Source organism: Desulfovibrio sp. GTC20076 (assembly GCF_055385905.1).
Window position 1 is genome coordinate 239,332 of the sequence record NZ_AP039366.1, and the last position, 12,493, is coordinate 251,824.

The following is a 12,493-nucleotide window of genomic DNA, read 5'->3' on the forward strand; positions in this document are numbered from 1 at the left end:
TTCTATGAAAAAGTTACTGTCCGTCTTGTCCCTCATGTGCATGTTCGCCACGCCAGCCCATGCCCTGACTGTTTCGTGCGTGAATTGCAGCAACAGTCTGTTGCAGGCTTTGGATCGCGCCACAAACATGGAGCAACTTTCCACGCTTATCAGTGAATACCACGAGTCCGTAACGCAAACGGCCCAGCAAATCCGCATGGTGCAGCAGAATATCGAGCAGTACGCCAATATGCTGCAAAACACCGCGCAACTCCCGGCCAATCTGGTGAATGAACTCAAAGGCAATCTGACCCGCCTTGCCAACCTCTCCGGCAACCTCAAGACGCTGCGCGGCGATATTGTGGGGCTTGGACAGGTGTTCAATTCCCTGTTTCCCGAACAGGCGCTTTTCGAAGAGCTGGCCGGGGCCAGCCCGGCACAGGTTGAAGCCGCCAACGCACAATATCAACAGCAGTGGGACAAGTGGTCTGCAACCGTGGATCAGGCTTCACAGGCCACGTTTCAGCTTTCCGGCCACCAGCTTGACGATTTGCAAAAGGATGCCGGGCGCTTCCAGTCCTATCTTGAGGAATTGCTTTCCACGCCGGACGGCCAGCAAAAGGCGATCATGGCGGGGAACCAGCTTTCCGCCCTCCAGGTGCAGGAGGCCCGGCAGCTCCGCGAACTCATGGCCACACAGGTGCAGTCCAACTTAGCCAGTCAGATGAAGGCGGAGAAAGAAAGCCAGATGGCCCAAGAGGCATGGCGGGACACATTGAAAACAAACCGGATCGGCAGTGCGAAAGCCAAGCCAGACCCTTTTTAGGCGGCGGCCATGAAAAAATATTTGCTGCTTCTGGCCGTGCTCTGCCTCCCTCCGCTGGCGATTCTGCTCCTGCCGGAACTGGCCCATGCCGCTGATGAAGATTTCGTCTCCAAGCTGGTGCATGAGTTTTACAACAAAACAAGCACCTGGGAGCCGACCTTGAAGCGGTACGCCCTGGTTGTGTTCCGCGGGCTGGTCATTCTGGAGGTGTGCTTTCTTGGCATCAAAGCAGCGCTCAACCGCGATCAGCTTGGCGACATTCTGAAACAGTTTGTCATGCTCCTGCTCATGGCCGGGTTTTTCATGGCCGTTATCACCTATTACAAGGAATGGTCGTGGAACCTGATCAACGGCCTCGGCGCAATCGGCAGGGAACTGACCCCCGGCGACTATTCTTCAGAGTCTCCGTTCCTGACCGGAATGCAACTCGTCAAACTGGTGCTGGATAAACTTTCCGTCTGGTCGCCGGGCAACTCCATAGCCCTGCTCATTGCCGCCCTGGTGATCATTGTCTGCTTCGCGCTCATTTCCGCGCAAGTGGTGTTCATCAAGTGCGAAGCAATGGTGGCAATGGCGGCGGCTGTTATCCTGGTCGGTTTCGGCGGTAGCGCCTTTCTCAAGGATTATGCCGTCAACGCGATCCGCTACGTTCTGGCCGTGGCCTTCAAACTCTTTGTTATGCAGCTCGTGCTTGGGGTGGGCATTGCCTTTATCGAGAGTTTTTCCACGTCCACTGCGGAATTGCAGGATATTTTTGTGGTCATTGGCGCGTCCGTGGTGCTGCTGGCCCTGGTTAAATCCCTGCCAGATGTCTGTGCGGGCATTATCAACGGTTCCCACGTTTCCAGCGGCGCGGCGCTTACAGCCTCGGCTGCCGCCGTGGGAGGGGCGACTCTCGGCACGATGGTCGCCGGGAGCAACACCGTTCAGAGCGTGAAAGACGCGGCCAAGGTGGCAAGCATGGACGGGGCTAGGGGCCTGAGCAAAGCGGCGCACATGGCGAAATCGCTATGGGGAGCGCGGCAGGATGCTAAGGCTTCCGGCGAAAAAGCCCTCAGTACCCGTACCCGGTCTGAAATGCAGGACCGGCTTGAACGTGCCAAGATGAATAACGACACATAAGGCGGTATCTATGCCTTTTTTCAAATCACAAGTGAAACTACCCGTGCGGGAAAAAGGGGGAAGCCCCTACCTGGACGGACGCGAAGAGTGGCTTGAACGCTACGGATCTTATATCAACCGTGCCGCGCAATGGCGTATGGTCGCCTTCCTCTGTCTGCTCATCACCGGCGTTTCCATCACTGGCAACGTCATACAGGCAAGCCAGACAAAGACCATTCCCTACATTATCGAAGTGGACGCTCTCGGCAAAGCGGCGGTTATGGCGCGGGCGGATGTGGCTAGCAAAACCCCGCAGCGGCTGATCCAAGCGGAAATTGCCAAGTGCGTCAGTGATTGGCGCACGGTCACGGCGGACGTGGAACTCCAGCAAAAAATGATCGAGCGGCTTTCCTTTTTCATGGCCGGAAGCGCTAAAGGCGTTTTGCGTCAATGGTACGAAGCAAATAATCCTTATGAAATCGCCAAAAGCGGCAAGTTGGTGCATGTGGAAATCAAGGGGCTGCCGCTGCCGGTCAGTACCGATTCCTACCGGGTGGAATGGGTTGAAACCGTCCGCAGTCATGCGGGCGTCATGCTGGATTCCCACAATTATGAGGCCACGGTGACAATCCAGATCAACCCGCCCACGGTGGACGCTGTTCTGCTCCGCAATCCGGGCGGCGTCTACATTACGGCGCTGTCGGCTGGCAAAGTGGTCGGTACTCCGGCTCCCGTCAAACCGCAAAACAATCAGGAATGAGGCTTCTCATGAAAAAGATACTGTTTCTGCTTCTTGCCTTTACGCTCTGCGCAAGAACCGCGTTGGCGGCCCAGGACATTCCCCCCGGCTACCCGCCGCCCCTGGACGGCATGAGCGCCAGCCAATCCGTACAGGAAATCGACTATATTAGCCCCAAGGTCGTGCCGCTGACCCCGAAGGAAAGAAAGGCTCTCAGCCTTTCCGATGACTGGGCGCGGCAGAATGTTGATCCGGTTCTGTCCGGCGGCGGCAAGGTGGTGTACGTCCACGGGGCCAGCCTGCCCACCATTGTGGCAACGCCCATGCAGGTTTCGGATGTGGAGCTTGAAGCCGGAGAGGTGGTCAATGAAATCGTGGTGGGCGATTCGGCCCGCTGGATGGTGGAATCGGGTTCAGCGGGTTCCGGCCCTGACGCCAGGGTGCATTTGTTCATCAAGCCCGTGGATGCGGGGCTTGAAAGCTCCACGGTGATCACCACAAACCGCCGCGTGTACCATCTGCGTCTTGTATCACAGCGCAAAGGCCACACGCCCTATGTCGGCTTCCTCTATGCGGACTCGCTGAACCGTCAACGCGCGGCCCGGCAAGAGAAAGAAACCAAAGAGCGCGAATGGAACTCCACCACTGTGGATGGCCAGCAGGCGGATTTATCTAAACTCAATTTTCGTTATGAGGTGAAGGGCAAAGCCGCTTGGAAGCCAGAGCGGGTATATGATGATGGACGGCAAACCGTTATCCGGCTGCCGGAGAAAACCGCGTCCGGGGAAATGCCCGTTTTGCTCGTCCGCAAAGGGAGCCGTGAAGTGCTGGTCAATTACCGGGTGAAGAATTCGGCCATGATTGTGGACGGCTTATTTGAGCGGATCGCGCTCATTGTCGGCGTGGATGGCGATCAGGAAAAAGTGGAAGTCATAAGGGGAAAAAAGTGATGCGCATAGTCATTTTCCCATTGCTGCTTCTGGTGTTGTTGGCTTCGGGCTGTGCAGGGCGCGAGCCTATGGGTTCCTATTGCGGGCCTTTGCCGGAGGGTAACGCCGTTGCCGCTATCGCCGCCGATGCCGTGGACTGCCTCTCAAGTCTGTACCCTCCGGGGCATACCTCCGTTCACCTCGTCCCGGCCAAGGACGAGGGCAATAAATTTGCCCAAGCCTTTGAAAATGGTTTGCGCACAAAGGGCTTCACCCTGATTCCCGATGCGCAAACTGACACTCTGGCAATAGCCTACACGTTGGATGCCATTTTCGAGAAAGGTGAAAAATCCTCGTGGTATCTGCATCTCCGTATTTTGGACAGTGAAGATAACGGAAAATCCATTGCGCGGGCCTACACCGCCAGCGGCCAGCCGGAAGCCGGGCAAAGCCGCACGGAGATAGAATTCAAACGCTCCCTGCTACAAAAGTCGCGACAGATCGTGACCAAAAGCAAAGAAGCGGCGGGAGAAGCCTATAACGCCCCCCGCAGCTTCCTTACGGAATAGGGGGCGCATGTCTGACGTTACCCCCAATAGTCTGGAGCCGATAAAAAAGGTTGATGTCGCCCGCATGAGTAAATGGCCTCTCTACGCCGTGTTGCTCGCCGGGCTGTTTCTGCTCGGCGTGCTGGTTTACAGCGTGAACTTTGCCCACAACCAGGGAAAAGAACAACGCGGCACTCCCAAGGTGGATATAAAGGAGGAAGAAAAACCGCTGCTCATGGTCGAAGGGCGTGGCCTCGCCCTGGCTCCACCTGAGGGCTCGCTCGCTGCGGTACAGCCCGACACGCCCGCGCAGAACGGCGCGAAGCGGGAACCGCTGATCGTGGTACAATCCGACAAAAGGCAATCCGACAGTTACCGGCAGGAATTGGAAAACCTCCGGCGCATGAAGGCGCAAGCTCACCTGGCCGCGCTTTCTGCTCCCCTTGGCGTGAAAAAGGCCAGCCAGTCAAACACGGCTCCGGGCTCTGCTGACGGTTCTGGCTCTGCTCCTGGCAAGCCTTCCATGTCCATGTCCGATGCTTCCGGACTGCATGAAAGATCCTATGACTTGGCTGCGGACAAGGACAAAGAGGCGTTCTTTGATCGAGCGGCAAAAGACGCAAGCTGGATTTCACCGTATTCCCGAATGGTCGGGCAACAGTTTGAACTCAAAACAGGCGCGGTGATCCCTGGTGTCATGGTGACGGGCATCAATTCCGACCTGCCCGGCAACATCATTGCCCAGGTGTCGCAAAACGTCTTTGACTCGGCCACAGGCAAGCATTTGCTGCTGCCGCAAGGGGCAAAGCTCTTCGGCGTGTACGATTCCCGCGTGATCTACGGGCAGGAACGGGTTTTGGTGGCCTGGAACCGCGTGGTGTTTCCTGACGGCTCGTCCATTACCCTTGGAGCCATGCCCGGCTCGGATATGGCGGGCAATGCCGGATACACGGATGAGGTGAATAACCACTATTTCCGTATTTTCGGTTCCGCCGTGCTCATGAGCCTGATGTCCGGCGGCATGGCCTACACAATGGATTCACTGGACAACAGCAATTCCGAAAGCGACAAACCGACCCTCCAGAATGAAATGGGTTCCGCCTTGGCCGCACAACTTGGACAGGCCACGCTTCAACTCCTGCAAAAAAACCTGAACATCAAGCCTACACTAGAAATCAGACCCGGCTACCAGTTCAACGTCATTGTGACAAAAGATTTGGTTTTTGAGCGGCCTTACCGGCCACAGCGATAATCTTTCCCCTCTGCGAGCCTTGCGCCCCGACTTCGCGCCGTCCTCATGTGAGCGGGCGGCCTCATTTCGAGAATGTTATGGCTGCGAAAAAGGTTCAATACGGTTTGGGGGAAGAAACTCCTAAAACGACTCTGCGCTGGCTGTATCTGCCGTTCATACTGCTGCTAGGTCTTGGCAGCATGGCTCTGGCGACTCAGCGCATCGCGGCGTTTTTTGAGTATCAGGCCGCTCTCGGCCAGCCGTGGGGAATCGCCTTCGGCCTTCCCTGGTATGCGCCGTGGTCGGCCTTTGTCTGGCAAGAGGGGGTCGGGGCAAACGATACCTACGGGTTTATTGAGCAGGCCATTGCTCACAGCCAGGTTCTTTTCCTGCTTCCGCAATTTGTCATTATCGGCTTCTGGCTCTGCTTTCAGAAAGAATTGCGTTCCAATGCCAACTTGCACGGTTCGGCCCGCTGGGCGGAAGAGCGAGAAATCCGCACGATGGGCTACTTTGAGGGCAAGGGCGTCTATGTGGGCGGCTGGCTGAAAAGGTATGCTGGGACCGCGCTCCTGCTGCGCAAGCTCAAATCCAGGCCCGAAGAAATACAACTCTACCTCCGGCACAATGGCCCGGAACACATAATGGTTTTCGCGCCTACTCGTTCAGGTAAGGGCGTGGGCCTCATCCTGCCTACGCTCCTGGCTTGGGAAGGTTCTAGCATTGTTCTTGATATAAAAGGAGAAAACTGGGCCTTAACTGCCGGGTGGCGCAAATCGCAAGATCAGCTTGTCTTGCGTTTTGACCCCTCCGATCCTTCCGGCGCGTCCGCCCGGTTCAATCCCTTGGAAGAAATCCGCCTTGATACCCTGCTAGCGATACCGGATGTGCAGAACATGGCTGCCATGCTGGTAGACCCCACGGGTAAGGGGCTTGAAGACCACTGGAGCAAAGCGGCCTTTGGCATGCTCGGTGGAGCTATCCTGCATTGCTGCATAATGACCCGTCACGCGCAAAAGCGCACGGCAACCCTCTATGACCTTTCCAGCATGTTGGCTGACGAGAGCCGCACCATCCAAGACCTGTTTAAGGAAATGGTGGGCACGGATCACTCCGTCCTGCTGCGGGAGATATTCCCCAAGGCTGAAGGCTCGGATGCCGGAGCCAAGGCCCATACCTTTATCGCCAGCTCAGCGCGGGAGATGTTGAACAAGGCGGAAAACGAAGCTTCCGGCGTGGTTTCCACTGCGCTGACCAATCTGGCGCTGTACCGCGATCCGGTTGTGGCCTTAAACACCGCTTCCTGTGATTTCCGCATCCATGACCTGATGAACCATGAAAAACCAGTGAATCTGTATCTTGTCATATCTCCTGCGGACATTGACCGGATGCGCCCGTTGCTGCGGCTCATGGTGGATATGATTGTGCGCCGCATCTGCGCCAAGATGGAGTTTGCGGACGGTGGAAGCATGGTCGGGTATAAACACCGCCTGCTGCTCCTGCTGGACGAATTCACCAGCCTGGGAAAACTCCCGATTATGGAGAAGGCGCTGGCCTATATCGCCGGATACGGCGGCAAGGTCTACATCATCGTTCAAGACATTGCCCAACTCAATGCCGTGTATGGCAAGGACAACGCGCTCATGGCAAACTGCCATGTCCGTATTGCCTACGCGCCGAACACCATTGAAACGGCCAAAACCCTTTCCGACATGACGGGCAAAACCACTGTTGTGGAAGAAAAGGTTTCTCTCTCTGGCTCCAGAACCGGGCATATGAAAAACGCCTCGGTCAACGTCTCCGAAACAGCCCGGCCTCTGCTTACGCCGGATGAGTGCATGAGGCTCCCCGGCCCGGAGAAGGATTCTCAAGGCAAGGTAGTAAAGCCCGGCGATATGCTGATTTTCACAGCCGGGCAATCGCCTATCTACGGTCGGCAAATTCTCTATTTCTTTGACCCTGTGTTCTCGGCCCGCGCAAAGATTCCGGTTCCCGGCCTCACACCCCAATACCAAAGCGGCATAACGGATTCTCTTTACGAGCCGCGCCCTGCGGCGTGGTACTCGGCAACGCCTGTTGTCGCGGCTCCCCCTGAAAAGAACGAGGCTTTCAGTGAACAGTACTTCGTTGCGTAGCCTGACGCGGCGGGCGCTGTTCATTGGGGTGTGGCTCGCGCTGACGTTTGCCCTGGCCTCCGGCGTGGGCCTGCGCTTCAATCCCACGCCGTCACTGCCCATGGGCATCTACCGCCTTGCTCCCGGCCTTCCAGAGAAAAACGATCTGGTGAGTGTTTGTCTGCAAGGTGAGTTCGCGGAGCTGGCTTTGGAACGTGGCTATCTGGAGCCTGGTTCCTGCCCCTCCGGCCTGCGGCCCCTGCTCAAGCGTTTGGCCGCGCTGCCGGGGGAGTCTGTTGATCCGTCCGCATTCCCGATCCGTTCCGTGGACAGCCAAGGGCGCTCCATATCGCCAGTTCTGATGCCGGGCGTCGTTCCTCCCGGCATGGCCCTGGTGCTGGCCGATCATCCCGGCAGTTTTGACAGCCGCTATTTCGGGTTCGTTCCGTTGGACAGACTCCAGCGGGTGGAGGCTGTTTGGCTCTGGCCCGAAAATGAAAAAGGCCATCATGCCTTGAAACATGCGGGCCTTGAAAGGAGTCCTTGTGTTCGCTCTTTTAAGCACCCCTAGGAGAGATAGTCATGCTGTTAGTTGTGATTGTTTGTGCCTGCCAAGTTGTATGCTCAACAGACAGTCCAGTTGCCAACAGGCCTACGAAGAGCAGGCCTGTAAAGAATTTAATAGTCTTCTTCATCTGACCCTCCCATCGGGCATTAAAGGTGAATTTCCAAAACGAATCTCTAACCGCTGCTTCAACAATCCTTTCTCTCACTATGGTGGGGTTACTCATCCAGGGATGCTGAAAAGAACAAACTTGTCTTAATAGTTAAGCACAGCTCTATAAAAAGCAAGAGGTTTAGCCGTCTTAAAAAAGGAAAATGACCATGCACAACAAAGAATATTTACGCGCTGCGGCAAAGGCCATTGCGCAGCAGATTGAAGGCGATTCCGTGATTTACGGCGTCCCGCTTGACCCTGACGTTGCGGACTACATGGGCGCTTTCCCCGAAGAGGCCATTACGCTGGCCGACATGGTGGAAGACGGCCTTTTGACCGTCACCGATTCCGGGGAGGTGGTCTATGTCGGCTAACACCAAAACCGGCACTCAGAAGCCGCAGAAGCCGAAGCGGCCCCCGTTCCATGAAGAGTTTGCTAGCAAGATCATTGAGCGCCTTCAGGAAGGAACGGCCCCGTGGCAAGTACCTTGGACGCTGGGAAAAGCCTCCCTGGTTCCCCACAATCCCGTCTCCGGCACGGTGTACCGGGGCATGAACCGGGTGCATCTGGCGCTTTCCGGCTATGACGACCCGCGCTGGATGACGCTGAAACAGGCCAATGACCACGGCTACAGCATTTTGCCCGGCAGCAAGGCCACACCGGTAGTCTATTTTCAGTTCATTGCGGAAAAGGACAAGCTAGATAAAGAGGGCAAACCCGTCTTTGGTGCGGACGGCAAGCCGGAAAAAGAAAAAGTGGAGCTGGACAAGCCCATTGTCCGCTTCGCCTATGTCTTCAACGCTGAACAGGTTGACGGCATTCCTCCGCTCCAGCTGACAGATAAAGCCTATGCGTGGGAGCCCATAGAAAAGGCGGAAAACATCCTTGCCGCCTCCGGCGCGGCGATCAAGCACGACCAGAGTAACCGGGCCTTCTATCGGCGCATGGAAGACGCCATTCATCTGCCGCCCAAGGAAAACTTTGACGCGCCGGATAAATACTACGCAACGGCTCTGCACGAGTTGGGCCACTGGACAGGCGAAGAAAAGCGCCTGAACCGCGAGTTTGGCCCCTTTGGTTCGGAAACGTATGCGCGGGAAGAGTTGCGGGCGGAAATCGCCTCATGGATGCTCGGACAGGAAATCGGCATCGGCCACGATCCCGGCCAACATGCCGCCTATGTGCAGTCATGGATTCAAGCCCTGAAAGAAGACCCCTACGAAATTGTGCGGGCCTGCCGCGACGCGGAAAGGATCAAAGAATACGTCTTTGACCTGGAGCGGAAAAAGGAACTTCAGCAGGAGGCCCCGGGACAGACGGTGCAGCTGGAAAAGACCGCGCAACGCGGCAAATCTCTTGAAAAGGATGAGCGCATAGCCGCTATGGGCGTTCCTACGGCTCCAGCCAAGGAGAAAACTTTTCTCGCCGTTCCCTACAAGGAAAAGGAACGGGCAAAGAAGTTCGGCGCGAAGTGGGACAAGGATAACAAGCTCTGGTACGCACCGGAAGGCACTGACATTGCTCCGTTGGCGACCTGGGTTCCTGAAATGACGCTGGAAAAGGCTCCCGTGCCGGAACCGTTCATGCTTCCACAAGAGGAATTTGCGCGGGCTTTGGAAAATGCCGGGCTTGATCTGCGCGGCAAAGCTCCGATTATGGACGGGCATATCCATCGTGTGCCACTCATCGGCAGAAGCGGCGGTGACCTGGACGGCGCATACTGCGGCTATCTGGATGAACGGCCTGCCGGCTGGATGCAGAATTTCAGCACCAGCGGCAAAACAACCTGGGTTGCCACGGGCCATACGCTGACCAAAGAGCAGTTGGAAGCCCAACACGACGAAATTGCACAAAAAAGCGAGGAGCGGCAGCGGCTTATTCTGGAGCGCCAGCAAAGAGCGGCGCGGGAAGCGTATACGGAATGGATCGCTTATGATTGGGCCACAAACGAGAATCCCTATCTACAAGCCAAGGGCGTTCAGCCTTTCGGGGTGCGTGAGGACGTGGTCGGCAACCTTCTTGTGCCCGTGATGACTGTGGACAAGGAGTTGCGTGGCTTGCAAACCATTGCCCCGGAAGGTGCAAAAAGCTTCATGTACGGGATGGAGAAAAACGGCAACTTCCACCTGATTGCCGAGCCGGGGAAAGACCTTTCTCAAGGGGATATCATCCTGGCCGAAGGCTATGCAACCGGCGCGAGTCTGCACATGGCAACGGAAAAACCCGTGGCTGTGGCCTTTGACGCGGGAAATCTGGAACCTGTAGCCAAAAAGCTGCGGGAAAAATTCCCCAATGCCGCTATTATCATCTGCGCGGACAATGACCACAAACACACACGCCGCACATCGGACGGCGTGGAACCCTGGAACAAGGGCGTGGAACTGGCGCAGAAGGCCGCTCAAGAGGTCGGCGGCAAGGTCGTGGCTCCGATCTTCACCGATGAAGAGCGGGCCAGGGGACTGACGGATTTTAACGATCTGCACCAGTCCCGTGGGCTGGATGAGGTGAAACGGCAAGTGGGGATCGTTTTGCAAAAGGGGGTTGCGCAGGATAAAGGCCAGGAACGTGGGAAAGCGCGGGAGTTGTCCTTATGAACGTGCATTTCTCCAGTAAAAAAATGGAGTGGGCAACGCCTTGGGAACTGTTCCACGTGTGGGATATTTCTCACGGGCCTTTTACCCTGGATGTGTGCGCCACTTGGGAAAATGCCAAGTGCAGGACGTTTTTTTCGCCAGCAACCAACGGCCTGATACAGTGTTGGCATGGAGTATGTTGGATGAATCCCCCGTATGGCCGTGAAATTGGCCGCTGGATAGCCAAGGCGGTGGAAGAAATACACCAGAGAAACGCAGAGCGCATTGTCTGCCTTCTCCCGGCCAGAACAGATACCGCTTGGTGGCATGCGTTTGTAATGCCCTACGGCGACATTCATTTTTTGCGTGGACGGGTACGTTTTGAAGGCGCGAAGCATCCTGCACCATTCCCAAGTGCCGTAGTCATTTTTAGATAACTCAGAAATTCTGCGGGCCACGCGCCCCGATCTCGCTCTATCTGACGGTCTTTAAGAAAGCATCATGCATGCGGGGCTGTTTACTCAGGAGCCTCTCCGTAGCGCGAAAAAGAGCAGGGGGGCCTCAATTCTGGTCGGAAGCAGCCCCTATCTTCATGTCTTTTACCTTGAAGGTAGAAAGGTAGGGCTGTGTTCTAAACACTCACTCAATAGATAACCATTGTACAAGGCGATCCCTATGCTCAAAGAATATTTTTATTGCCTTTTCCACTTTGAAATTTTTTAGGTGTCACACCGTAGCGCTTGAAAAATTCATGACTGAAATGACTCAGACTCTGGTAGCCGATATGCACACCGATCTCTGTGACATTCATGTCACCTGCGGCAAGCAGTTCGCGAGCAACCTCCATGCGATAGTTCCTGAAGTATTCGAACACAGGTAGACCGAAGACCTGCTTGAAGCCCACCTTCAGTTTTTTTTCACCGACACCTACCATCTTCGCCAATTGCGCAAGTGTTGGTGGACTTTCCATATCCTGCACCAATAATTCCCTGGCTTCCTTTATGCGTCGTACATCTGATGGCGATAGGGATACTGTCCGTTCGTAGCCATTTTGGGTGGCAAGATATTCGATAAGCTGTGTTTCTATTAGTTCAAGTGTTCGAATTTCCATATGCAGTTTGCGCAGGGTTCCCGCATAGGCGCTTGTTACAATATCTGCTATAAGACGGATTTTTTGAGCGCTGTTTTTGCCTATCCACTGAAATGCTGTTTTGCGGCCTTCAAACACACGTTCCAGTTGCTTTGGTATGTTGGTATGTTCCGCCACAAGATAGGGATAAAGGAAATCTTTATCCATAATAATACTTAATCTACGCATGCCACCTTTGCACCTCATATTCCCTACTGTGTCTGAAAGATATGTGATGCTATTACTTCCGCTGGTGTGCAACTGCGTTGTTCCGCTCAGCGCTCCATGCTTGTAGCTACAATGGTTCGATCCAGTGAGCATAAACCCGAATATGAGCGGAGAACTCTGAATTTCAAATTCCATATGCAACGGATCTGTGGGCGAAAGTTGAGAAAGCTGCAACACAAGGCCCGGCCTGAGCATAAAAGAATCTGTTCCGCAGGTTCGGTAAAAACCAGGACCGGCGAAAAGCGTCAAATCTTGTCCTAATCCCATACATTCCTCAACGACCCCGGCGATACCCCGCTGGGGATATTTTTTGACCTTTCCACGGTTAGCAAGACTCTTTTTTCTAGTTTAATGAAAAGGAAAATCAAATTCAATTA

12 protein-coding genes are annotated in these 12,493 nt (G+C 55.2%); 11 read left to right on the plus strand and 1 reads right to left on the minus strand.

Features of this window, described 5'->3' with window-relative positions:
- Positions 1-4 precede the first annotated feature (4 nt).
- The 11 genes from trbJ to ACZ495_RS01110 all read left to right on the plus strand — a co-directional run bounded on the left by trbJ (position 5) and on the right by ACZ495_RS01110 (position 11,196).
- The gene (trbJ, locus tag ACZ495_RS01060) at positions 5-805 is read left to right on the plus strand and encodes a P-type conjugative transfer protein TrbJ (RefSeq protein WP_291330949.1); all 801 of its coding nucleotides are present in this window, start codon (positions 5-7) and stop codon (positions 803-805) included.
- A 9-nt stretch (positions 806-814) separates the two neighbouring features.
- Positions 815-1,927 (plus strand): P-type conjugative transfer protein TrbL, encoded by a 1,113-nt coding sequence (gene trbL, locus ACZ495_RS01065; RefSeq protein WP_291330948.1) that lies wholly within the window; start codon positions 815-817, stop codon positions 1,925-1,927.
- 10 nt (positions 1,928-1,937) lie between these two features.
- The gene (locus ACZ495_RS01070) at positions 1,938-2,666 is read left to right on the plus strand and encodes a VirB8 family type IV secretion system protein (RefSeq protein WP_291330947.1); all 729 of its coding nucleotides are present in this window, start codon (positions 1,938-1,940) and stop codon (positions 2,664-2,666) included.
- A gap of 8 nt (positions 2,667-2,674) precedes the next feature.
- The gene (trbG, locus tag ACZ495_RS01075; RefSeq protein WP_302785541.1) at positions 2,675-3,595 is read left to right on the plus strand and encodes a P-type conjugative transfer protein TrbG; all 921 of its coding nucleotides are present in this window, start codon (positions 2,675-2,677) and stop codon (positions 3,593-3,595) included.
- A complete protein-coding gene (locus tag ACZ495_RS01080; RefSeq protein WP_302785540.1) occupies positions 3,595-4,143 on the plus strand; it encodes a hypothetical protein in 549 nt (182 codons plus the stop codon). Before trbG ends, ACZ495_RS01080 begins: the two co-directional genes overlap by 1 nt.
- Before the next feature lie 7 nt (positions 4,144-4,150).
- Positions 4,151-5,374, plus strand: coding sequence for a TrbI/VirB10 family protein (locus ACZ495_RS01085; RefSeq protein ID WP_302785539.1), 1,224 nt, complete (start codon positions 4,151-4,153; stop codon positions 5,372-5,374).
- 77 nt (positions 5,375-5,451) lie between these two features.
- On the plus strand, positions 5,452-7,488 hold the full coding sequence (locus tag ACZ495_RS01090) for a type IV secretory system conjugative DNA transfer family protein (RefSeq protein ID WP_336311063.1): 2,037 nt from the start codon (positions 5,452-5,454) through the stop codon (positions 7,486-7,488).
- On the plus strand, positions 7,466-8,038 hold the full coding sequence (gene traF, locus ACZ495_RS01095) for a conjugative transfer signal peptidase TraF (protein WP_336311064.1): 573 nt from the start codon (positions 7,466-7,468) through the stop codon (positions 8,036-8,038). Before ACZ495_RS01090 ends, traF begins: the two co-directional genes overlap by 23 nt.
- 314 nt (positions 8,039-8,352) lie before the next feature.
- On the plus strand, positions 8,353-8,559 hold the full coding sequence (locus ACZ495_RS01100; protein ID WP_291330942.1) for a hypothetical protein: 207 nt from the start codon (positions 8,353-8,355) through the stop codon (positions 8,557-8,559).
- Positions 8,549-10,780: a zincin-like metallopeptidase domain-containing protein gene (locus tag ACZ495_RS01105; protein WP_336311065.1), complete on the plus strand. Its 2,232-nt coding sequence runs from the start codon at positions 8,549-8,551 to the stop codon at positions 10,778-10,780. The genes ACZ495_RS01100 and ACZ495_RS01105 overlap by 11 nt, the downstream gene beginning before the upstream one ends.
- Entirely contained in the window at positions 10,777-11,196 is a 420-nt protein-coding gene (locus tag ACZ495_RS01110) for a DNA N-6-adenine-methyltransferase (protein WP_302785533.1), read from the plus strand. The genes ACZ495_RS01105 and ACZ495_RS01110 overlap by 4 nt, the downstream gene beginning before the upstream one ends.
- Before the next feature lie 242 nt (positions 11,197-11,438).
- Here ACZ495_RS01110 and ACZ495_RS01115 read toward each other — a convergent pair whose 3' ends face one another.
- Complete coding sequence (locus tag ACZ495_RS01115; protein WP_291330939.1) at positions 11,439-12,383, minus strand: helix-turn-helix transcriptional regulator; 945 nt, start codon at positions 12,381-12,383, stop codon at positions 11,439-11,441.
- Between the last annotated feature and the right edge of the window lie 110 nt (positions 12,384-12,493).